The sequence below is a fragment of the Sphingomonas faeni genome (assembly GCF_024273235.1).
Lineage (GTDB): Bacteria > Pseudomonadota > Alphaproteobacteria > Sphingomonadales > Sphingomonadaceae > Sphingomonas > Sphingomonas faeni_A.
In genome coordinates this window covers 1-22,247 of the sequence record NZ_JANBVH010000021.1, presented here as the reverse complement: position 1 = coordinate 22,247, position 22,247 = coordinate 1, and the positions used below count along the sequence as shown (strand labels likewise).

The 22,247-nt window shown below is 68.0% G+C and carries 19 protein-coding genes; 7 read left to right on the top strand and 12 right to left on the bottom strand.

Annotated features, from left to right (window positions below):
* Positions 1 to 12 precede the first annotated feature (12 nt).
* Complete coding sequence (gltX, locus tag NLI89_RS12605; protein WP_302675765.1) at positions 13 to 1,443, bottom strand: glutamate--tRNA ligase; 1,431 nt, start codon at positions 1,441 to 1,443, stop codon at positions 13 to 15.
* Positions 1,444 to 1,533: 90 nt separating this feature from the next.
* Here gltX and NLI89_RS12600 point away from each other — a divergent pair, with 90 nt between their 5' ends.
* Positions 1,534 to 3,813, top strand: a complete 2,280-nt coding sequence (locus tag NLI89_RS12600; RefSeq protein WP_254687334.1) for a ComEC/Rec2 family competence protein — start codon at positions 1,534 to 1,536, stop codon at positions 3,811 to 3,813.
* A gap of 312 nt (positions 3,814 to 4,125) precedes the next feature.
* Here NLI89_RS12600 and lexA read toward each other — a convergent pair whose 3' ends face one another.
* Both lexA and NLI89_RS12590 read right to left on the bottom strand, forming a co-directional pair.
* Complete coding sequence (gene lexA, locus NLI89_RS12595; protein ID WP_254687333.1) at positions 4,126 to 4,800, bottom strand: transcriptional repressor LexA; 675 nt, start codon at positions 4,798 to 4,800, stop codon at positions 4,126 to 4,128.
* Between the two features lie 68 nt (positions 4,801 to 4,868).
* Complete coding sequence (locus NLI89_RS12590) at positions 4,869 to 6,050, bottom strand: molybdopterin molybdotransferase MoeA (protein WP_254687332.1); 1,182 nt, start codon at positions 6,048 to 6,050, stop codon at positions 4,869 to 4,871.
* 516 nt (positions 6,051 to 6,566) lie between these two features.
* On the opposite strand from NLI89_RS12590, the gene NLI89_RS12585 reads away from it, so the two are divergent.
* Complete coding sequence (locus NLI89_RS12585) at positions 6,567 to 7,307, top strand: energy transducer TonB (protein WP_254687331.1); 741 nt, start codon at positions 6,567 to 6,569, stop codon at positions 7,305 to 7,307.
* A gap of 91 nt (positions 7,308 to 7,398) precedes the next feature.
* On the opposite strand, the gene moaC is transcribed toward NLI89_RS12585, so the two are convergent.
* The 4 genes from moaC to NLI89_RS12565 are packed head-to-tail and all read right to left on the bottom strand — an operon-like array spanning position 7,399 to position 10,316.
* On the bottom strand, positions 7,399 to 7,866 hold the full coding sequence (gene moaC, locus NLI89_RS12580) for a cyclic pyranopterin monophosphate synthase MoaC (protein WP_254687330.1): 468 nt from the start codon (positions 7,864 to 7,866) through the stop codon (positions 7,399 to 7,401).
* Positions 7,863 to 8,654, bottom strand: coding sequence for an indole-3-glycerol phosphate synthase TrpC (gene trpC, locus NLI89_RS12575; protein ID WP_254687329.1), 792 nt, complete (start codon positions 8,652 to 8,654; stop codon positions 7,863 to 7,865). The genes moaC and trpC overlap by 4 nt, the downstream gene beginning before the upstream one ends.
* Position 8,655: 1 nt before the next feature.
* A complete protein-coding gene (gene trpD / locus NLI89_RS12570; RefSeq protein ID WP_254687328.1) occupies positions 8,656 to 9,636 on the bottom strand; it encodes an anthranilate phosphoribosyltransferase in 981 nt (326 codons plus the stop codon).
* Positions 9,633 to 10,316, bottom strand: a complete 684-nt coding sequence (locus tag NLI89_RS12565) for an anthranilate synthase component II (protein ID WP_254687327.1) — start codon at positions 10,314 to 10,316, stop codon at positions 9,633 to 9,635. The genes trpD and NLI89_RS12565 overlap by 4 nt, the downstream gene beginning before the upstream one ends.
* A gap of 215 nt (positions 10,317 to 10,531) precedes the next feature.
* Here NLI89_RS12565 and NLI89_RS12560 point away from each other — a divergent pair, with 215 nt between their 5' ends.
* Complete coding sequence (locus tag NLI89_RS12560) at positions 10,532 to 10,936, top strand: hypothetical protein (protein ID WP_187504394.1); 405 nt, start codon at positions 10,532 to 10,534, stop codon at positions 10,934 to 10,936.
* 188 nt (positions 10,937 to 11,124) lie between these two features.
* Here the strand turns inward: NLI89_RS12560 and trpE are convergent, their stop codons facing one another.
* Positions 11,125 to 12,618 carry an anthranilate synthase component I gene (gene trpE / locus NLI89_RS12555; RefSeq protein WP_254687326.1) on the bottom strand — a complete coding sequence of 498 codons (1,494 nt, stop codon included), beginning with the start codon at positions 12,616 to 12,618 and terminating at the stop codon, positions 11,125 to 11,127.
* 4 nt (positions 12,619 to 12,622) lie between these two features.
* Entirely contained in the window at positions 12,623 to 14,578 is a 1,956-nt protein-coding gene (locus NLI89_RS12550) for a peptidylprolyl isomerase (protein WP_254687325.1), read from the bottom strand.
* Positions 14,579 to 14,763: 185 nt separating this feature from the next.
* Between NLI89_RS12550 and tpiA the strand changes: the two genes are divergently transcribed.
* Together tpiA and NLI89_RS12540 are read left to right on the top strand one after the other, a co-directional pair.
* Positions 14,764 to 15,507 carry a triose-phosphate isomerase gene (gene tpiA, locus NLI89_RS12545; RefSeq protein WP_302675764.1) on the top strand — a complete coding sequence of 248 codons (744 nt, stop codon included), beginning with the start codon at positions 14,764 to 14,766 and terminating at the stop codon, positions 15,505 to 15,507.
* A gap of 125 nt (positions 15,508 to 15,632) precedes the next feature.
* Positions 15,633 to 16,331: a hypothetical protein gene (locus tag NLI89_RS12540; RefSeq protein ID WP_254687324.1), complete on the top strand. Its 699-nt coding sequence runs from the start codon at positions 15,633 to 15,635 to the stop codon at positions 16,329 to 16,331.
* Positions 16,332 to 16,434: 103 nt separating this feature from the next.
* Here the strand turns inward: NLI89_RS12540 and NLI89_RS12535 are convergent, their stop codons facing one another.
* A complete protein-coding gene (locus NLI89_RS12535) occupies positions 16,435 to 17,823 on the bottom strand; it encodes a leucyl aminopeptidase family protein (protein WP_254687323.1) in 1,389 nt (462 codons plus the stop codon).
* Positions 17,820 to 19,211: a serine hydrolase domain-containing protein gene (locus NLI89_RS12530; protein ID WP_254687322.1), complete on the bottom strand. Its 1,392-nt coding sequence runs from the start codon at positions 19,209 to 19,211 to the stop codon at positions 17,820 to 17,822. The genes NLI89_RS12535 and NLI89_RS12530 overlap by 4 nt, the downstream gene beginning before the upstream one ends.
* 162 nt (positions 19,212 to 19,373) lie before the next feature.
* On the opposite strand from NLI89_RS12530, the gene NLI89_RS12525 reads away from it, so the two are divergent.
* The gene (locus tag NLI89_RS12525; RefSeq protein ID WP_128452849.1) at positions 19,374 to 19,520 is read left to right on the top strand and encodes a lmo0937 family membrane protein; all 147 of its coding nucleotides are present in this window, start codon (positions 19,374 to 19,376) and stop codon (positions 19,518 to 19,520) included.
* 109 nt (positions 19,521 to 19,629) lie between these two features.
* On the opposite strand, the gene rimO is transcribed toward NLI89_RS12525, so the two are convergent.
* On the bottom strand, positions 19,630 to 20,982 hold the full coding sequence (rimO, locus tag NLI89_RS12520) for a 30S ribosomal protein S12 methylthiotransferase RimO (RefSeq protein ID WP_254687321.1): 1,353 nt from the start codon (positions 20,980 to 20,982) through the stop codon (positions 19,630 to 19,632).
* 94 nt (positions 20,983 to 21,076) lie between these two features.
* On the opposite strand from rimO, the gene NLI89_RS12515 reads away from it, so the two are divergent.
* The gene (locus NLI89_RS12515) at positions 21,077 to 22,219 is read left to right on the top strand and encodes an anhydro-N-acetylmuramic acid kinase (protein ID WP_254687320.1); all 1,143 of its coding nucleotides are present in this window, start codon (positions 21,077 to 21,079) and stop codon (positions 22,217 to 22,219) included.
* The last annotated feature ends 28 nt before the right edge of the window (positions 22,220 to 22,247 follow it).

Genomic DNA, 22,247 nt, shown 5'->3' with positions numbered 1-22,247 from the left:
CTCGAAATCTTATCAGCTAGCCATCCGGTCGGCGATCCGACCGAGGCTCTCGTCGCGCCCGAGCAGGTCGAGCACGTCGAATATTCCCGGTGACGTCTTGCGTCCCGTCAGCGCGGCGCGAAGCGGCTGTGCGACCTGCCCGAGTTTGACGCCTCGGGCTTCGGCCACGCGCCGTACCGCGCCTTCGAGCGCTTCCGTATCCCACTTGTCGAGCGCGTCAAGTTCGGCATGCGCATTCGCCAAAATCGCACTCGCTTCACCCTGCAAAAGGCTCGCCGCGGCGTCATCCATCGCCAAAGGGCGCTGGCTGAACAGGAAATTCGACCCTTCGGCCAGTTCGTTCAGGTTTGCGGCACGTGGCTTCAGGACGGGCATTGCGCGAGTCAGAAGTTCGAGTCCGCCGGTCGGCAGGTCATGGCCGAGACGATCGGCGGCAAGCTGCGCGAGCCGCGCGTCGTCGGCCTCGCGGATATAATGGCCGTTGAGATTTTCGAGTTTCTTCAAGTCGAACCGCGACGGCGACTTGCCGACTCCCGACAGGTCGAACCATTCGACCGCCTGCTCGCGGCTGATGATCTCGTCGTCGCCGTGGCCCCAGCCGAGCCGGAGGAGGTAATTGTCGAACGCCTCGGGGAGGATGCCCATTTCGTCGCGATAGGCCTCGATACCGACCGCGCCGTGGCGCTTCGATAGCTTGGCGCCATCCGGGCCGTGGATGAGCGGGATGTGCGCGTAGATCGGCTCGGGCCACTGCATCGCGCGGTAGATCGGCAGCTGGCGGAAGGCGTTGTTGAGATGATCATCGCCGCGGATGACGTGGGTGACGCCCATATCGTGATCGTCGACGACGACCGCGAGCATATAGGTTGGCGTGCCGTCCGAGCGGAGCAGGACGAGGTCGTCGATCTCTTCGTTGCGGACCGTGACCGAGCCTTGGACGCGGTCTTCGATGGTGACGGCGCCTTCCTGCGGCGCGCGCAGGCGGACGACATGGGGAAGATCTGGGGCCTCGCTCGCCGGGCGATCGCGCCACGGGCTGCGGATGCGCAGCGGCTTCTTCGCGGCCTGCGCCTCGGCGCGCATCGCGGCGATCTCGTCGTTGGTCATGTAGCAGCGATAGGCATGGCCGTTCGCGACCATCTCGTGCGCGACCTGTGCGTGGCGTTCGGCACCGGCGAACTGCATGACGACGTCGCCGTCCCAGTCGAGCCCGAGCCAGCGCATGCCGTCGATGATCGCGTCGATCGCCGGCTGGGTCGAGCGGACCCGGTCGGTATCCTCGATCCGCAGCAGGAATTTACCCCCGTTCGCCTTGGCAAACAGCCAGTTGAACAGCGCGGTGCGCGCGCCGCCGAGATGCAGGAACCCCGTCGGCGACGGAGCGAAACGGGTAACCACGGGTGCGGCCGGTTTGGCGGTGCCCGTATCAGATATTGCGCCCAACCGCGGGTGCTCCCAGACTGATGAAACAATGGAGAAACGATGGCCATGACAGCCGTCGCCGCCCCTAGCATGCGTCCTTGGCGGCGACAAATGGGCGTGCCGCGATGGGGGGCTGTCGTTGGGCTTGCTGTCGTCGGGCTGGCCGTGGAACGCTGGCTGGAGGCGGAGCGCGACCAACTGGTGTTGTGGCTGCCGGTGATGCTCGGCGGCGGCATCGCATTGTGGTTTGCGCTGCCGGACACGGCGGCGTGGTGCGTCGCGGTGCTGCTGTTGGTCGCAGGCGGGTTGGCCTGTCTGGCCGTGGGGCAGGGCGGTCGTGCGGCGCGGGCGCTGGCGATCGGGTTGCTGACGACGGCGCTGGGGCTCGGGCTGATCTGGGCGCGATCGGAATGGGTCGCGCGGCCGGTTCTGGGCGGTCCGACGATCGCGCGTTTCTCGGCGAAGGTCGAGGCGATCGAACCGTTGGTGGCGCGGAAGCTGGTTCGGTTGACGGTGCTGCCGATTGGGAAGGGGATCGAGAGCGACGGGCAGCCGGTCGCCTTGCCGTTCCGCGTCCGAGTCAATCTGGCGGAAGCGGATGCGCCGAAGCTGCTGGGGACGGGGGCGGTCATCCACTTGCGGGCACGGCTGATGCCACCGCCGCTCCCCGCGGTGCCGGGCGCCTACGACTTCGCGCGCGTCGCGTGGTTCGGCGGGATCGGCGCGACCGGGCGCGGTTTCGCACCGGTGGTCGTGACGAAGTCGAGCGAATCGGGAGCGGGCATCCGTGTCGCGCTCTCGCACCATATCGTCTCGCGACTGGACGGCAGTGCGGGCGGCATCGCCGCTGCCCTTGCGACCGGTGATGTCGGCGCGATCAGCGAAGAGGATTCGGAGGCGATGCGGCGGGCGGGTCTCGCGCATCTGCTGTCGGTGAGCGGGTTGCACATTACGGCTGCGGTGGCGGCGACGATGTTGATCGTGTTGCGGCTGCTGGCGCTCAGTCCGTGGCTGGCTTTGCACGCGCGACTGCCGTTGATTGCCGCGCTGGCCGGGGCGGCGGCGGCGATCGGCTATACGCTGCTGACCGGAAGCCAGGTGCCGACGATCCGGTCGTGCGTCGCCGCGTTGCTCGTGCTGGCGGCGCTGGCGATGGGGCGTGAGGCTATGACCTTGCGGCTCGTCGCGGCGGGGGCGGCGTGCGTCATGCTGGTGCTGCCCGAATCGGCAGCAGGACCGAGCTTCCAGCTCTCGTTCGCGGCGATCACCGCGATCATGGCGTTGCACGAACATCCGGTGATCCGCGCCTTCTTCGGCCCGCATGACGAGGGGCGCGGGCGCAGGCTCGCGCGCGGCGTGGCGTCGCTGCTGCTGACGGGGTTGCTGGTCGAATTCGCGCTGATGCCGATCGCGGTGTATCATTTCCACAAGGCGGGCCTGTACGGCGCGTTCGCCAATATCATCGCGATCCCGTTGACGACGTTCGTCGTTATGCCGCTGGAGGCGCTGGCGCTGCTGCTCGACGCCGGCGGCGTGGGCGCGCCGGTCTGGTGGTTGGTGCAGCGGTCGCTCGATGCGCTGCTATGGCTGGCGCATATCGTTGCCGATGCGCCGGGTTCGGTGCGATCCTTGCCTGCGATGCCGACGGCAGCGTTTGCGCTGATGATTGTCGGGGGGATTTGGATCGCCTTGTGGCGGACGCGGTTGCGGCGACTGGGACTACTGCCGCTCGCCGCCGGTGCGATCTGGGCATTGACGACACCTGCGCCCGATATTCTCGTTACCGGAGATGGGCGCCACGTAGCGGTACGAACGGCGGCGGGTTTGGCAATGCTGCGCGATCGGGCCGGCGATTATACGCGCGACATGCTCGCCGAGAATGGCGGGGTGGATGGCGAGGCGCTCCTGCTCGCGGACCAGCCCGATGCACGATGCAGCCGCGATCTGTGCGTCACCGATATTGCCGCGAGAGGACGGATGTGGCGTATCCTCGCGACGCGCAGCGCGTATATGGTCCCGATCGCCGAACTGATCGCCGCCTGTCGCAGCGCCGACGTCGTCGTCAGCGAACGCGGTCTGCCGAAACGCTGCGTGCCGCGGTGGCTGAAGCTGGATCGCCGTGTTCTGCGTCGGACGGGCGGGGTCGCGCTGACCTTGGGGACGGGGACGGTCGTTACGATACTGACTGCGGGCGATCGCCATCCCTGGCGCGATCCGCCTGTACTCGAACGTTCGGCGCATATTTTCAGATCGCGGCAGGCTAGGTTCTACGATGGGACGTCTGGGTTTCGGGCCGACCGAGGCCGTAGGAAGTATGATGTTCACGCGAAGGCGCAAAGGCGCGAAGGTGTTGCGGTTCGGGAGACCGTCTTGAATTCCATGAAGGATTGAAGAGCGGCGTCGCCTTGACCGCTTCGAGGTGAGGTGAGCGCCCGCAAACGCAACATCTTCGCGCCTTTGCGCCTTCGCGTGATCCAAATCGCCAGCCGACGCGCGCGGTGGCAGGGCGATGAATTTTCACGCGGAGACGCGGAGACGCGGAGCAGTGTCTTACACAAAAAACTGGACCAGGTTGAAGATTACCCGGCCGTCCCTCCCGCGGTCGTTTGAACCCGCAAGGCTCTCCCCAAGCGAAACACCTCCGCGTCTCCGCGTCTCCGCGCGAACATATTCTCTATGCTGCGCAGAGAAGGCGGCGGCGGTTCAGTCGTAGCGGCGGAGGATGCCGGATAGCTTGCCCTGCACGCGGACCTGCGCGGGGGCGTAGCGTTGGGGGTCGTAGGCGCGGTTGGCCGGGTCGAGGCGGACCATGGCGCCCTCGCGGCGGAAGTATTTTAGAGTGGCTTCGCTGTCTTCGATCAGGGCGACGACGATCTCACCGTCGCGGGCGGTCTCGGTGCGGCGGATCAGCGCGTAGTCGCCGTCGAGGATGCCGGCTTCGACCATCGAGTCGCCGGAGACTTCCAGCGCATAATGTTCGCCGGTGCCGAGCAACGCGGCGGGGACGGCTAGCATGGTGCTGCCTTCGAACGCCTCGATCGGGACGCCGGCCGCGATCCTGCCGTGGAGGGGGATCTCGATGACGTCGTTGGCCGGGTGCGGCGTCGCGGCGGTGGGGGCCGCCTTGACGTTCGAGGCCTTCGAGGGCGCCTTCTTCTCCGCACGCTCGGGCATCCGCAGCACTTCGAGTGCGCGCGCGCGGTTCGGCAGGCGGCGGATGAAGTTGCGCTCCTCGAGCGCGCTGATCAGACGGTGGACGCCCGACTTCGACTTGAGGTCGAGCGCGTCCTTCATCTCCTCGAACGACGGCGAGACGCCGGTATCGTTGAGGCGATCGTTGATGAAGCACACGAGTTCGTGCTGCTTGCGCGTGAGCATGGCGGTTCTCCGTCCGGAACAGACGAGGAACTTCTATGGAACATAATTAACGACGTCAAGCGTGCGTATCACGCGATGACGAGGATTTCCGCCGATTCGCCTGTCCGTGCCACTGGCGCGTTGCCGGCGCGGACGATCAGGCAGGTCGAGCGCGCCAGCGTCAGCAGCATCGAGCTGTCCTGGATCGTCGAGGCATAGGCTTTCCCGTCGCGCAGTTCGGCGCGGAGATAGTCGGTGCGGGCGTTGTTGGCGGGGAGGTCTTCGCCGAGTAGCGCATGCGTGGACTGGGGCAGCGGGTCGCGCGCGCCGGCCATGTGCGCGACGACGGGTTTTACGAACAGCGTCGCGGTGACGAACGCCGACACGGGATTACCGGGCAGCCCTAGCACCATCATGCCGCCGATCCGACCCGCCATCATCGGCTTGCCGGGGCGCAGTGCGATCCGCCAGAAATCGATGGAGCCGCCGGCGGCTTCGATCGCGGGCCGGACTAGGTCGTGATCGCCGACCGAGGCGCCGCCGGTGGTGACGAGCAGGTCTGCCTCTACGCTGGCGAAGGCGTCGCGCAGGATTTCGAGAGTGTCGGGGAGGATGCCGAGGTCGATGATGTCGACGGGCATGTCGGCGAGCATTGCCGCCAGCATGATGCCGTTCGATTCGGGGAGCGCGACGCCGTCGGTGGTCGAGCCCGGGGGGACGAGTTCGTCGCCGGTCGCGGCGACGGCGACGCGGACGCGGCGGTTGACGGCGAGGCTGCCGTGGCCGCCGGTCGCGGCGACGGCGATGCGCGCCGGGCTGAGGCGGTCGCCGGCGGCGATCAGGCGGGTGCCGGTCGAGAAGTCGAGGCCTTTGCGGCGGGTGTTGCGGCCGAGCGTCGGGGGGCCTTCGCCGGCTAGGATCAGTGTGGCGCCGTCTCGTTCGGCCTCTTCCTGGACCATGACGGTGTCGGCGCCTTCGGGCATCGCGGCGCCGGTGAAGATGCGGGTGGCCTCTCCGGGGGCGACCTTGCCAGTGAAGGGGCGGCCGGCGGCGCTTTCGCCGATGACTTTCCAGGGGCCAGGGAGGTCTTCGAAGCGGATCGCGTAGCCGTCCATGGCCGAGAGGTCGGCGGCGGGTTGCGTGCGGCGGGCGAGGATGTCCTGCGCGGCCCAGCGGCCGGCGGCTTCGCGCAGGGGGACGGTCTCGCGGCCGACGCGGGGGGCCATGGCGAAGAGGCGGGTCTGGGCTTCGGCGACGGGGACGAGGGTCATGCGTAAGACTCTGTTTTCGGGCGGTTCTGAAAAGTGAAGTATAGGAAGTATAGACGCTGGGAGCGTTTTGGCGGTTTGTGTTTTGGGGCGGTTTCGAATGGGGGAAGCGCAGGGTGCGTGGGTATGTTCCGTGCTTTGCCATGGGTCTGGTGTGTAGGACAGGTGTTGTTGGCTGTGCGGGGTGCGGGGCGCTTGCCCGCTAGCGCCCTGCCTGGCCTGACCGATATCGAATGATAGCTACCGCCTCCTTGTTCTCCCGCGAAGGCGGGAGGCCAGGCTGGGTCCCCGCCTTCGCGGGGAAACAAGGGTTTGGCCGATGGCGGTCGCGATAATGTTGGCCTTCTCAATTGGGCCCCGGCCTTCGCCGGGGTGGTGCTGGTAGGTCGGTGTGCTTCCGTTTTCTTCCGGGCCGGCTAGGGGCTGCGGGTGATCTTCTAACGCGTACTTCGAACCTCCAGCCAGCGGGGGTTCATCCTTTGCGGGGCTTTGTTTGGGGGAAAGAGACACCAGATCAGTATGATGACACGCAATCAGCCTCGGGCGAGAGACAGGATCGGCGCGGCGACGGGGGCCGTCGTGGTGTCGGGGTTGCTGGGCTATGCGCTGATTTATGGGCTCGTGGTGCCGTTGCCGACGGCCGTGACCGATGCGCTGAAAGTTTTCAGCGTGGCGCCACCTCCGCCGCCGCCGCCCGAGGAGAAGGTCAGGCCTCGGCCGTCGCCTAGCCGCAAGCCCGAGGGGGCTGCGTCGCCGCCTAACCTGAAGTCGAAGGCTACCGAAGTGGTGGCGCCGCCGCCGATCGTGCCGATCGTCGTGCCGCCGCCTGTCGTGGTGGCGGAGAAGGCTGGGGTGGGTGCGGAGGCGACCTCGGGGGCTTCGAATGTTCGCGGGCCGGGAACCGGGAGTGGCGGGATCGGTAATGGGACCGGGAGCGGTGGGTATGGGGACGGTGACGGCGGTGGGGGCGAGGAGACGCCGCCGGAGTGGCGCAGCGGGCGGTTGCGGGACTCGGATTATCCGCGCGAGGCCGCCGAGACCGGGATCCGGGGGCGGGTTTCTGTGCGGTATCTGGTTCAAACCAACGGGCGGGTGTCGCGGTGCCGGGTGACGCGGTCGAGCGGGAGCCGGGTGCTGGATGATCTTACGTGCCGGCTGATCGAGCAGCGGTTTCGGTATGATCCATCGCTCGATGCGGCGGGGCGGCCGGTGGAGTCGACGATCGTGGAGAGCCACGACTGGTCTATGGATGAGGATTGAGGGGCCATAGCCGAGCGCGTCCGGCTTGGCTTGCCCTCACCCTTCGCCGCCTTCGGCGTCTCTCCCTCTCCCCTTCAGGGAGAGGGGTTTGTTACGCGGTCCAGTTGCCGGATTTGCCGCCGGATTTTGCTCTGACGCGGATGTCCGAGAGGACCATCGTCTTGTCGATCGCTTTGGCCATGTCGTAGATCGTCAGGAGCGTTACCGTGGCCGCCGTCAGGGCTTCCATCTCGACGCCGGTCTTGCCTTCGGTCGAGGCGGTGGCGGTGGCGGTTACGCCGGTTTCGTCCACGACCAGGTCGATCTCGACCTTCGTGAGCGGGAGCGGGTGGCAAAGGGGGATCAGGTCGCTGGTGCGCTTGGCGGCCATGATGCCGGCGACCCGTGCGACCGCGAGGACGTCGCCCTTTTTCGCGGTTCCGGCGCCGATTGCCGCGGCGGCTTCGGCGGACATGGTGATGCGGCCGGAGGCGACGGCTTCGCGGGCGGTGACCGCCTTGCCGCCGACGTCGACCATTCTTGCCGCGCCGGCTTCGTCGATGTGGGTTAGGCCGGTCACCCGACGAGCGCGCGCGTGGCGGCTTCGACGTCGTCTTGGCGCATGAGTGCTTCGCCGATCAGGAAGCAGTGGATGTCGTGCTCGGCCATCGCGTCGAGTTCGGCGCGGGTCGTCAGCCCGCTCTCGGCGACGAAGGTGCAGTCCTTGGGCGCCTTGCCGACGAGATCGTAGGTGCGCTGGAAATCGACCGTGAAGTCGCGCAGGTCGCGGTTGTTGACGCCGATCAGCCGCGACTTGAGCCTCAGCGCGCGCTCCATCTCGTGTGCGTCGTGGACCTCGACCAGCACGTCCATGCCGCATTCGAGCGCGGACGCCTCGATCTCGGCCATCTGGATGTCGTCGAGCGCGGCGACGATGATCAGGATGCAGTCGGCGCCGATCGCGCGCGCTTCGGTCGACTGCCACGGGTCGACCATGAAATCTTTCCGGAGGACGGGGATCGAGACGGCGTCGCGCGCGGCGGTCAGATAGGCGTCGGAGCCCTGGAACCACTTTTCATCCGTGAGGACCGACAGGCAGGCGGCGCCACCGGCTTCGTAGGCGCGGGCGTGCGCGACGGGGTCGAAATCGGCGCGAATCAGGCCCTTCGAGGGGCTCGCCTTCTTGACCTCGGCGACGAGTGCGTAGCCGGTTTTCGTGTCGCCCTTTTTCGCATCAAGTGCGGCGCGGAAGCCGCGTGGCTTCGACATCCGGGCGATGCCGGCATCGATATCGGCGAGCGAGGTCGTGGCCTTGCGCGCGGCGACTTCGGCGCGCTTGGTCTCGAGGATACGGTCGAGCATGGTCATGTCAGTAGGCGATCCAGCGGGCGAGCAGCGCGTCGGCGCTGCCGGTGTCGAGGGCGGCGGCGGCTTGCGCGGCGCCTTCGACGAGAGTGGGGACAGTGCCGGCGACCATCAAGGCGGCGGCGGCGTTGAGCAGGACGGCGTCGCGGTAGGGTCCCGCCTCGCCCTTCAGCAGGCGGCGGAGCGCGTCGGCGTTGTGCGCCGCGTCGCCGCCGCGGATATCGGTGATGGCGTGGCGGGTGAGGCCGGCGTCTTCGGGGGTGATCCTGGCAGGAAGCGCGACGCTGCCGACCGAGGCGACGATGCTGGGGCCGGCGCCCGAGATTTCGTCGAGGCCTTCTTCGCCCGAGACGACGAGTGCGGCTTCGGTGCCGAGTTGCTCCAGCGCGTCGGCGTAGAGCGCGACGTAGTCGGGGCGAGCGATGCCGATCAGCTGGCGGGTGGTGCCGGCGGGGTTGGCGAGCGGGCCCATCAGGTTGAAGATCGTCCGCTTGCCGATGCGTTGGCGGATCGGGGTGATGCGCTTCATCGCCGGGTGGTGGTTGGCGGCGAAGAGGAAGGCGATGCCGATCTCGTTGAGGCTGGCCTCGGCGGTGGCGCCGGCGCGGTCCATGTCGAGGCCGAGGACTTCGAGCGTGTCCGCGGCGCCGGCCTTGCTGGAGGCGGCGCGGTTGCCGTGCTTGGCGACGGGGACGCCGCACGCTGCAACGACCAGCGCGACGGCGGTCGAGACGTTAAGCGTGTGGTGGCCGTCGCCGCCGGTGCCGCAGACGTCGATCGCGCCGGCGGGGGCGTTGATCGGGATCATCCGGTCGCGCAGCGCGCGGGCGGCTTCGGCGATCTCGATGCTGGTCTCGCCGCGGGTCGCCAGATCGGTGAGGAAGGTGGCGATCGCGTCGTCGCTGGCGCGCGCGTCGAGGATGTCGGCGAAGGCTTCTCGGGCGGATTCGCGGGATAGGGGCGAGGTTGGGTCTGGGAGGTTCACATTCCCCTCCCGCTTGCGGGAGGGGTCAGGGGAGGGGCTTCCTGTCCAGCCGAGGTCGTGGGCGCGGCGCTGCCCTCCCCCGACCCCTCCCGCAGGCGGGAGGGGAGTACGTGGGGGATGTTCGCCATCTTCAGGAAGTTCGCCAGCATCGCGTGGCCGTGTTCGGTGGCGATGCTTTCCGGGTGGAACTGCACGCCGTGGATCGGCAGCGTCTTGTGGCGGAAGCCCATCACCGTGCCGTCCTGCGCTGTGGCGTTCACCACCAGCGTCTCCGGCACCGCGTTGACGATCAGCGAATGGTAGCGCGTGGCGATGAACGGCGAGGGCAACCCTGCGTACAGGCCGGTATCGTCATGGAGCACCGGCGAGGTCTTGCCGTGCATGAGGCCGCCGCGCTCGACCTTGCCGCCGAAATGCTGGCCGATCGCCTGGTGACCGAGGCACACGCCGAGCAACGGTTTGCCGGCATCCGCGCAGGCCGCGACCAGATCGAGGCTGACGCCTGCCTCGGTCGGCGTGCAGGGGCCGGGGGAAATGAGGAACGCGTCCGCGCCCGACGACAGAGCCTGCCCGGCGGAGATCGCATCGTTGCGGACGACCTCCACCTCGGCGCCCAGTTCCATCAGGTAATGGACGAGGTTCCAGGTGAAGCTGTCGTAATTGTCGACGACGAGGATCATGGCGCCGCCATAGCCTAAGCGGGGCGCGGTGCAACATGGCAGCGGCGCCCGATGTTACGCTCCATCAACCGCGCTGCGACCGATTGCCCTAATTCCGCCATCGAACAGTCGCGGATCGTCGGGTGCCTTCCTATATCGGAAGCGCAGGCGGCGCATCATTCAGCGCGGAGCAATGCCGCGTGACGGACGTTATCCGTTCAAAGGAGCCTTAACCGATGTTACGTACCGTCGTCCTCGCTGCACTGATCGCACTTCCCGGCATGGCGTATGCCCAGGACGCGCAGGTCGACACCCCGCCCCAGCGTATCCGTAGCGTCACGCTGACCGGCGACCAGAAATGCCCCAAGTCGAGCGGCGGCGAGATCGTCGTGTGCTCGACGCTCGACCAGCCGTACCGCATCCCGAAGTCGTTGCGTGAGGACAAACCGATCGCGGCGCAGAACCAGAGCTGGGTGAACCGAGCGGCGACGATGGATCAGATCGGGCGGGTTGCCGGTGGGTTGCCGGATACGTGCTCGGCGGTCGGGACCGGGGGGCAGTCGGGCTGCTTCATGCAGCGTAACCAGGCGTATGCGGCGGAGCGTCGTGCGCCAGCGAGCGAGACGAATACTACGCCGTAAGCTTTTGTCATTTGGACGTTTGCGGAGCCAAAAACAACGCCCCCCCCGGCGAAGGCCGGGGCCCAATTGGGGGACGGTCGAGATGGACGTTGCGGCCCGTTACCGCGACCTCACCAATTGGGCCCCGGCCTTCGCCGGGGTGGTTGGGTTGTCCAGCTCCGGCCCGCCTTGTCCGTGGGCACAGAGCCTTACTGACCGAAACCCGGTGCCTTTGCCCGGCTAACGGCTTCGCGAGCAGCGGCGAGAATCGCGCCGGCCTTCGCCTCGCACTCGCGCTGTTCGTATTCGGGGACGCTGTCGGCGACGATGCCGGCGCCGGCCTGGACGTGGATCGTGCCGTCCTTCACCACCGCGGTCCGCAGCACGATGCACGAGTCCATCGATCCGTCGGGGGAGAAATAGCCCACACCGCCCGCATACGCGCCGCGCCGCTCGGGTTCCAGCTCGGCGATGATCTGGCAGGCGCGAACCTTTGGCGCGCCGCTGACGGTGCCGGCAGGGAAGCCCGCGAACAGCGCGTCGAGCGCGTCCTTGTCGGGGGACAGCGTGCCGACGACGTTCGAGACGATGTGCATGACGTGGCTGTAGAATTCGACGCCGTAGCTGGCGGTCACCTTCACCGAGCCTGGCGATGCGGCGCGACCGACGTCGTTGCGGCCCAAATCCAGCAGCATCAGGTGTTCGGCGCGCTCCTTCGGGTCGGCGAGCAGGCTCACGCGGTTCGCCTCGTCCTCGGCGGCGGTCTTGCCGCGTGGGCGGGTGCCGGCGATCGGGCGGATCGTCACTTCGTCGTCGCGGACGCGGACGAGGATTTCGGGGCTCGAGCCGATCAGCGCGAAGCCGGGCAGGTCGAGGTGATACAGGAACGGCGACGGGTTGATGCGCCTTAGCGAGCGGTAGAGCTCGAACGGGGGTAGCGCGAACGGCGTGCTGAAGCGCTGCGCGAGGACCACCTGGAAGATGTCGCCGGCGAGGATATAGTCCTTCGCGGTGGCGACCATCTCGCCGTACCGGCCCTCGGGCAGCGCGGGCGTGTAGACGGGCTCGGCGACGTCGGCACGGATCGGGGCGGGGACGGGCGTGCTGGCGAGCTTCGCGGCGACCGCATCGAGACGCTCTTCCGCCTCGGTCACGATCGCGTCGGCATCCCGCGAAGGATCGGGCCAGGCCGGCGCGACAAGGTACAGCGCATCGGTCAGGCGATCGAACACGAGCACCACCGTCGGCCGCACGAAGATCATGTCGGGCAGGCCGAGCGGGTCGACCGGCGGTTGCGGCAGGTCCTCGACGAGGCCGATCGTCTCATAGCCGAAATACCCGACCAGGCAGGCTAGCGCGCGGGGAAGTTCGGGCGGAACCTCCGCGCGGCACTCGGCCACCAGCATCCGCAAGGCGTCGAGGGTCGGCACCGGGCACGGCTCGAACGTCTCGCGATCGGTCGCCCAGTGGCGGTTGATCTCGGCGCTGTGGCCGTTTGCGCGGAACAGCAGGTCGGGCGCGAGGCCAATCAAGCTGTGGCGACCACGTGTCTCACCGCCCTCGACCGATTCGAGCAGGAAGTCGCCACGCCCCGGCTCGATCAGCTTCAGCGCGGCGGCGACCGGCGTTTCGGTGTCGGCGACCTGACGACGCCAGACGAGCGCGGGGCGCCCCTCGGCCAAGGCTGCGCGCGCGCCCGTCATCCGATCAGTTCCCGGTGCCGCCCTGGCCGAGCAGGTCCGCACGGACGCGCGCGAGCGATGCCGCGTTGGTCTTCACGCCGACCTCGGCGCGGACCGCCTTGGCGAACTGCTCGACATATTCGCGCCCGACCGAGCGGCCGATATTGGCGCGCGCGGCCTTGATCGCGGCGTCGTTGCCGGCCGCGTTGCCGCTGGCGATGCTGTCGAGCTTGATGACGAACCAGCCGCTGTCGTCGGGCGCGGCGAGCGTCTTGGCGGTGTTCGGCGCCATGCTGAACATCAGCGCGAGCGCAGGCGGCGCACCGCGCGGATCGGCGGCGATCTGCGCGCGCGACGCGGTCAGCGGACGCGGGGCGGGGATCGGCAGCTTGGTCTGCGCCAGCGATTGCGCGATCGGCATGCCCTTGTTGATCCGTGCGAGCACGTCGGCGGCGACTTTCCGCGCGGCCTGACGCGCGCGCTCGGCACTCACGTCCCGCAGCACGGCGGCGCGAACCTGCGCCAGCGGACGCGGCGTGGCCGGAACGACCCGGCCGAGCGCCACGACGGCGAACCCGCCATCGGTGCCGAGCTGGACGAGCTGCGGGCCGTCACCCTCGGCCGCCTGGAACGCGGCGGCGACGAGCGGCGCGATCGCGGGATCGGGCTTGCTGGTGGTGTCGTCGGGGTTGATGCCGTTCGCGATCAACGCGGGCGTGGTGACGGGCTTGAGCTTCTGGTCGGCGATCACCTCGTCGAAGGTGGCGTTGGCCGAAAGCGAATCGTCGATCTTGTCGTGGATCGCGGACAATGCCTCGGCCGACTTCCGGATGCCGAGTGCGGCGGCGATCTCGCCGCGGACCTGGTCGAGCGAGCGACCGGCGACGGCCTCGACCTTGTCGATCTTCGCGACGGTCCAGCCGAGCGGCGTACGGACCGGGCCGATCACCGCACCGCTGGCGGCGGCGAAGGCGGCGTCGGCGACCTGCGCGGATGTCGTGCCGGCATAGGCGGCCTTCTCGACGCCGGTCTGGGTCGACGCTTCGAGACCCGCGGCGCGGGCGGCGTCGGCGAGGCTGGTGCCGGCCTTCACCTTGGCGGCGATCGCGTTGGCGCCGGCCTGATCGGCGACGACGACCTGCGTGATCGTGCGCTTCTCGGTCGCGGCATAGCGGGCGCGATCCTGCTGATAGGCCTGGGCGATCTCGGCGTCGGTCGGGACGGCCTGCGCCTTGACCTGATCGGGCGAGACAACTGCGTAGCGGACGATGCGGCGCTCGGGCACGGTATAGCGTGCGACGTTGCGCTTGTAGAAGGTGGCGAGGTCGGCGTCGCTCGGCGCGGGGCCGGCGGGGACGACCGCGGCGGGGATGAAGCCGATCGTGCCGGTGCGCTTTTCGAGCAGCAGCGATGCGTAGGGCAGCGCGAGCTGGCTGGCGACCTGGGTCGCGCCGGTGCTCGGGATCGTCAGCTGCTGCGCGTAGGTGTCGCGGACGATGTCGCTGCGGATCTGTGCGTCGGTCAGCTTCCGCTGGGCGAGCACCTGGCGGTAGAGATTCTCGTCGAACTTGCCGGTCGGGCCCTGCAGCGCGGGGATGCTGGCGATCTGGCCATCGACGGCGCGCTTGCTGACGACCATGCCCTGCGCACGGCCGAACTGTTCGAGCGCCATGCTGGACATGATCCGGTCGAGCGTGCCGTCGAGCCCGCCCTGATTGACGAAGGTCGCCATGTCGAGCGTCGGCTGTTCCTGACGGAAGCCTTCGAGCTGGGTCTGTGCCTGCGTCTTCAGCTCGTTCTCGGTGACCTCGGCCTTGCCGACCTTGGCCACGTCGCCGCCGGTGATCCCTGCGCCACCGGTCATCGAGCTCAGGCCCGCGATGTCGCCGGCCGCGAACGCGAGCGCGATCACGCCGAGCACGATGAAGGTGATGACCACGCCGACCTTCGAATGGGTAAGGCGGCGAAAGAAAGCGAGCATGGACAGCCGATCGACAGGGATGGGAACGCGGATGCTTTACGGGGGCGAGGGCGGCTCTTCAAGTCGGGCGGTTCAAGGTCATGCAGGCGCGGGTGGCCCCGTGCTGGGTTGTGGCGGGGTGTGCGCGGGGGTTGTGCGGCGCGGGGGCGGCGCTATCGCTGGGCAAAATGATCGGGGAGATAGTGATGCGGCGCAAGCTGGTAGCGGGAAACTGGAAGATGAACGGGTCGCGGGCGATGCTCGTCGAACTCGATGCGATCGCGGCTGCGGCGAGCGCTGCGCCGGGGGTCGATGTGTCGGTCGCGGTGCCGTTCACGCTGATCGGGGCGGCGTCGGAGCGCGTGCCGGGGCTCGCGATCGGTGCGGAGGACGTGCACGAGGCGGATTCGGGCGCGCATACCGGGTGCGTATCGGCCGGGATGGTGAAGGAGGTCGGCGCGTCGTTCACGATCGTCGGCCATTCCGAGCGGCGCGCGGACCAGCATGAGACCAGCCACGATGCGTGGGCGAAGGCTGCGGCGGCGCGGCGTCAGGGCTTGCAGGTGATCCTGTGTTGCGGCGAGACCGAGGCGGAGCGGGATGCGGATCGTGCCGAGCGGGTCGTGCAGGCGCAGATCGAGAAATCGGTGCCGGACAATGCGGATGGCAGCTGGTTCACGCTGGCGTACGAGCCGCGCTGGGCGATCGGTACCGGGCGCACGCCGACGCTCGACGAGATCGCGGCGATCCACGCCATCGCGCGCGCCAAGTTGCGGATGCTGATCGGCGAGGCAGCGGCGGGGGTACGGATCCTGTACGGTGGCTCGGTGACGGGCGCGAACGCGGCGTCCATCCTCGCGACCCCGAACGTCGATGGCGCTCTGGTGGGTGGTGCGAGCCTGACCGCGGAGAAGTTCGTGCCGATCATCGAGGCGGCGGCTTCGCTTTGACGGGGTGTCGGAGGCTTGCGTCGGAAAGCGTTAAGTCCCGATAAACCCTGTGGTCTTACGATTAATGGGCGATTCGGCGATCTGATCGTTGGTCGGCGTGAAGCGGCTTTCGTGCGAGGGTTGATATGGCCAGATGGTTTCCCGGATGCGTAGGCGCCTCGATCGCGGTCTGCGCGGTGGCGTCGTCGGTTCCCGCCCGGGCCGAGACGCCCCGCGAGTTGCTGACCCAGGCCGGGTTCGTCGATCGTGACCGCGGCGTTGCGCTCGCGCGGATCGACAAGGCGGCGGCGGTCGCGGGGCAGGCGCTGAGCCGCTCGCCGAACGACCAGGAGGCCGCGATCATGCAGGCGATGGCGAACGGCTATCGCGCGAAACTGCTCGGCAATCGCGGGCAGGCGATTGCAGCGCGGAAGCAGTACGAGGCGCTGGTGACGCGCTATCCGCGCAATGCCGAGGCGCAGGCGGCGCTGGGCGCGTGGCATGTCGGCGTGATCGCGAAGCTCGGGCGGTTCGTCGGGCGTGCGGTGGCGGGTGCGCAGAAGGCGACCGGGTTCGAGGCGCTGGATCGGTCGGTGGCGCTGGGCGGCAATCGCGCGATGTTCGCCGGGTTGGCGGGGCTGTTGCGGCTGGAGCTGGACCCGAACGATGCGCGAGGGCGTGCGCTGGTCGAGACGGCGAGCAAGGCGCCGACGCCGACCGCGATCGACGGCTTCATCAAGCGGGCGGCGATGGCGGTGCTGGTGCCGCTGCGGGCTGGCGATGCCAATGCGACGAAGACGCTGGCGGATAAATTGCTGCCGTTCGGGCAGTTTACGGCGAGTTAGATGGTCCTGGGCGGAATACCCAGTTCCCCCGCGGAGGCGGGGGCCCAGGATCTCACAGGGTATCGTTCGTAACCCTAGACCCCCGCCTCCGCGGGGGAACGGGCTAGCTAAGCGTGAACCTTGTCTTCAACATCGCGAAGGCCGCGCGGAGGGCGTAGGCCTCGCCGCCCTTCGGCCGCCCCGGTTTCGCGGACGGTCGCCACGCGAAGACGTCGAGATGCGCCCAAGGCGTCCCCTTCGGCACGAACCGGCGCAGGAACAGCGCGGCGGTGACCGCGCCGGCGAAACCGCCATCGGGCGCGTTGACCATGTCCGCCACATCCGACTTCAACATCTCGTCATAGCCGTTCCAGAGCGGCAGGCGCCACATCTGGTCGTTCTGCTCCAGCCCGGCCGCGAGCAGGTCGGCGGCGAGTGACTCGTCGTCGGTGAACAGCGGCGGCAGGTCGGGACCGAGCGCGACGCGGGCCGCGCCGGTCAGCGTCGCAAAGTCGAGGATCAGTTCGGGGTTGCTCTCGCCCGCCTTGGTCAGTGCGTCGCCGAGGATGAGGCGGCCTTCGGCGTCGGTGTTGGTGTTCTCGACCGTCAGGCCCTTGCGCGTGGCGAGCACGTCGCCGGGGCGGAAGGCGTTGCCGGCGATCGCGTTTTCGACCGCGGGGATCAGGAGGTGGAGGCGGACCGGGAGCTTGGCGGCCATCACGAGGCTCGCGAGCGCCAGCGCGTGGGCGGCGCCGCCCATGTCCTTCTTCATCAGCCGCATGCCGGCGGAGGGCTTGATGTCGAGCCCGCCGGTGTCGAACGTGACGCCCTTGCCGACCAGCGCGATACGGGGGTGCGCGGGGTCGCCCCATTCGAGTTCGATCAGCCGCGGCGCACGGTCCTTGCTCGCCGCCTGTCCGACCGCGTGGATCATCGGGTAGCCGGTCGCGAGTGCGTCGCCGCGCGTGGTCGTGACCGTCGCGCCGTGGCGTTTGGCGAGCGTTTCGGCGGCGGCTTCGAGGTCGGCGGGGCCCATGTCGGACGCGCCGGTATTGACGAGATCGCGGACGAGCGCGGTGGCTTCGGCGAGGCGCACCGTCTGGTCGATATGGGCGGCGTCGGCGGTCAGGAGCACGCGAGTGCCGATCGCGTCGGGCTTCACGTAGCGCGTGAACTGGTGCTGGGCGAGCATCCAGCCGAGCCCTGCCGCACCGACCGGACCTTCGGCGAGACGATAGGTCCCGGCGGGCAGCGACGCGCCGAGCGATGCGATGCGCCACGGCGACGTGACCGCTTCGTTGCAGACCAGCAGCATCGACCAGTCGTCGGCGGTATCGCCGGGCAGCACCGCGCGGTCGCCGGCCTTGCCGGTCAGTCGGTGCGCGGCGACCGTCGTGCGGATGCGCTGCGACTGTTTGGCGAGCCAGCCTTCATAGGCGTCGGGGTGGACGACGTGGATCGTCCTTGCGGGCTGGCCGCGGTCGGGTTGCAGCATTGATGCGAAGTCGGTCATTGTGCGGGCGCCACCAGAAGTTGTTCGTACCGGCCGTTCGCGCCGGGCTCGGCATAGGTGCTGAGCGAGAGCGTGCGGTCGGGATAGGTGATGCGGTAGGTGCGGTTGACGAAGCCGCCGCGCAAGCGGGTCTTGCCGGTTTGTGCGAATGCGGTGGGCTCGCCGAGTGCGCCGAGGCTGGTCTTGTAGTCGGCTAGCGCGACCGGCTTGAAGTAATAGTTCGCGTCCTCGGTCAGGCCTTTGCGGTCGAGCGTGCCGGTGCGGAGCTGGTCGTAGACCGCGCGGGCTCGGGCGAGCGCGGCGGAGTCTTCGGCGTTGGCGGCGGCGGGCGGCAGGACGATCTTGGCGACGCCCGCGGCGATGCGGCCCGTTGCGTCGCTGAACCAGCTGTTGGTGAGGACGACGATCGCGGCCTTGTCGTCGGGGTAGACGGTGTTTTCGGAGAGGAAGCCGACCGCCTCGCCGCTGTGCTCGACATAGCGACGGCCATTCGAGCTGCCGGTGAAGACGCCGAGGCCGTAGCCGTTGCTGCTGCCGTCCGCGAGTTTGACCGGGGTTTCCTGCGCGGCCCAGTCGTCGGCGGGGAGGGTGGTGCGGTTGAGGCGCGCGACGTCCCATTTGGCGAGGTCCTCGGCGCTCATCGAGAGTTCGCCGGCGGCGTAGAGCCAGCCGTCCGCGCTGGGTGTCTCGGGGCGGACGGGGCCGAGTGCGAACCGGCCGTAACCTTGCGGGAACGCCTTGCCGATCGCCTTGTCCTGATCGAGTGCGCGGATGTCGAGCGGCTTGAAGATGCGTTGCTGGAGGAAGCTCAGCAGCGGTTGTTTCGCGACCTTCTCGACGATCATGCCGGCGACGACATAGCCCGTGTTGGAATATTGCCACTGCGTGCCCGGCTGGAAATCGAGCGGCTTCTTGGCCCAGCGGTCGACGATCTGCTGCGGCGTGACGGGGTGCGCCATCGCGGCGAAGCTGTAGTCCTGCGGCCAGTAATCCTGCAGGCCCGAGGTGTGGCTTAGCAACTGGCGGATCGTGATGCGGTCGCCGCCGGTGATGCCGGGGATGTATTTCGCGACGGTGTCGTCGAGGCTGAGCTTGCCTTCGTCCTCAAGCAGCAGGATCGCGGCGGCGGTGAACTGCTTCGAGATCGAGGCGATCTGGTAGGGGAGTTTCGGGTCGGCGACGGCGATCGCTTCGGAGGGTTTGCCGTATGCCTTGGTGAACACGATCCGCCCGCCGCGGACAACGGCGATCGATGCGGATGGCACGCCGGTATCGCCGAGCGCACCGGTCACCAGCGTGTCGATCTGCGCGGTTTCGGCGGGGGTGAGTGATTGCGCGATGGCGGGGGCCGGCAGCAGCGCGGCGACGGCGAGAAGGCGTAGGATCATGCGCGCAACGAAGCAGAACCGGCTGACGCGCGCAACGCCGTGATTTTTATTCCGTGTCGGTTGAGGGGGTTAGACTAGGGCAGAAATGTTGACGGAACAGGGCGCGTTTCAGCCTCGTTTCACTCCGTACCGGGAGGCCGATACTCTCAAGGGGACCGAATAATGTTGTACACCATCGCCGTCATCCTGCTCATCCTGTGGCTGGCAGGCTTTGCCTTCCACGTTGCGGGTGGGCTGATCCACATCCTGCTGGTGATCGCAGTCATCGTCGTGCTGGTGAAGCTGTTCACCGGGCGCAGCGTGGTCTGACGGACCCGCGAACTTAGCCGTTCTCCCGCGAAGGCGGGAGTCCAGGATTACAAGCGGTATCGTTCGTGATTCCTGGGCTCCCGCTTTCGCGGGAGAACAGTAAGCGGGATTAGGCTGGCACGCCGTAGAGGTCGTGATCGTCGGCGTCTTCGATCGTGACCGGGACGATGTCACCGACCGTCAAGTGACCGGCATCGCGGAGGAAAACTTCGCCGTCGATCTCCGGCGCATCCGCCTTTGACCGGCCGGTTGCGCCTTCTTCGTCCACCGCATCGATGATCACATCGAGTGTGCGGCCGATCTTGGCCTGCAACTTCGCCGCGGAGATTGCCGCGGTCTTTTCCATGATGCGGGCGTAGCGCTCTTCCTTGAGCTCTTCGGGCACATGATCGGGGAGCAGATTCGCCGCGGCCCCTTCGACCGGCTCGAAACGGAACGCGCCGACGCGGTCGAGTTGCGCTTCGTCAAGCCAGTCGAGCAGATACTGGAAATCTTCCTCGGTCTCGCCGGGAAAACCGACGACGAAGGTCGAGCGGATCGTGATGTCGGGTGCGATCTCACGCCACTTGTGGATCCGCTGGAGCACTTTCGCGTCGTTGCCGGGGCGCTTCATCCGGCGCAGCACCGACGGCGCGGCGTGCTGGAACGGGATGTCGAGATACGGCAGCACGAGGCCTTCTGCCATCAAAGGTATGACGTGGTCGACGTGCGGATAGGGGTAGACGTAGTGCAGGCGGACCCACGGCGCGATCTTGCCGAGTTCGCGCGACAGGTCGGTCATATGTGCGCGGACCTCGCGAGCCTGGTTGCGCGACATCGGGCCGCCGGTCTTCACCGGCCAGCTGGCGTGGCGCAGGTCGACGCCGTACGCCGAGGTGTCCTGGCTGATGACCAGCAGTTCCTTGGTGCCGGCTTCGACCAGCTTCTCCGCCTCGCGGAGGATCGCGTCGGGGCGGCGGCTGACGAGGTCACCGCGCAACGACGGGATGATGCAGAACGAGCAGCGGTGGTTGCAGCCTTCCGAGATCTTCAGATAGCTGTAGTGGCGCGGGGTCAGCTTCAGGCCGGCGTCGGGGATCAGGTTGAGGAACGCCGACGGCGGCATCGGCGCCGCCTCGTGGACCGCGCCGACGACCTGCTCGTATTCGTGCGCGCCGGTGATCGCGAGCACCTGCGGGAAGCGCGCGCGGATCGCGTCGGCTTCCTTGCCCATGCAGCCGGTGACGATGACGCGGCCGTTCTCGGCGATCGCCTCGCCGATCGCCTCGAGGCTCTCCTCCTTGGCGGAATCGAGGAAGCCGCAGGTGTTGACTAGGACGATGTCGGCGCCGGCATAGTCGGGCGACATCTGGTAGCCGTCGCCGCGAAGCTGGGTGAGGATCCGCTCGCTGTCGACGAGGTTCTTCGGACAGCCGAGCGAGACCATGCCGATCTTCGGCGGGGAGGGGAGTGTTGTTGCCATGAAGCCCGCGCACATAGGCGCAAAGTTCGGTTTTTTCTAGGCGCGCGAAATTGCTTCGGCCATGGATGAAGAGATTGCGCGGGAAGGAACCGATATGCTAGCGATTGGACTGATGTCGGGGACGTCGCTCGACGGGATCGACGCGGCGTTGATCGAGACCGACGGCGAGGCGTTCGTGCGGCCGATCGCGTTTCGTGGCGAGCCGTATTCGGATGCGGCGCGGGCGGAACTGGCCGAGGCGACCCGCATGGCGCTGACGTTCGACAAGCCGCGGGCGAGTCCGCCGGTGGTTGCGGCGGGCGAGCTGATTACGCGCGCGCACGTGTTTGCGGTGCACAAGCTGCTGGCGGATGCGGGGGTTGCTGCGGCGCAGGTCGATGTGATCGGCTTTCACGGCCAGACGATCGCGCATCGGCCGGATCGGCGCTGGACATGGCAGATCGGCGACGGGGCGGCGGTGGCGCGGGCTACCGGGATCACGACGGTGTCGGATTTTCGGTCTGCGGATGTCGCGGCTGGTGGGCAGGGCGCGCCGTTGCTGCCGGTGTATCATGCGGCGTTGGCGGCTGGGCTCGAGGGGCCGGTCGCGGTGCTGAACCTTGGCGGGGTGGGGAACATCACCTTCATTCCCGGCGGGCGCGACATGCATGATTCGCGGGAGATGTCGCCGGAGCGGGCGCAGGTTTCCGATCGCGAAGGGCTGGTGGCGTTCGATACCGGGCCGGCGAACGGGCTGATCGATAGCTGGGTCGAGGCTGAGACCGGCGCGCGGTATGATGCCGGGGGCGCGTTGGCGGCGTCCGGGCGGGTGGACGAGACGGTGCTGACGGCGATGCTCGATCATCCGTTTTTCGATGCGCCGCCGCCTAAGTCGCTCGATCGCAATGATTATACGATCCAGCCGGCTCGAGGGCTCTCGGCGGCTGATGGAGCGGCGACTTTGACTGCGTTTACGGCGGCGACTGTGGCTGAGGCTTTGCGGCATTTGCCGGCTCGACCGGTTCGGTTGCTGGTCGCGGGGGGTGGTCGGCATAATCCGACGATGCTGGCGATGATTGCCGAGCGGACCGGGTTGGTAGTGGAGCCTACCGATGTGCTCGGGTGGAACGGCGATGCGCTGGAGGCCGAGGGGTTCGCGTATATGGCGGTGCGGGCGTTGAAAGGGCTGGCGATTAGTTTTCCGGGGACTACGGGCGTGCCGGTGGCGATGGCTGGTGGGGTTGTCGATCGGGTTTAAGGGGGGCTGCCCCGTGTTTGAAACGCAG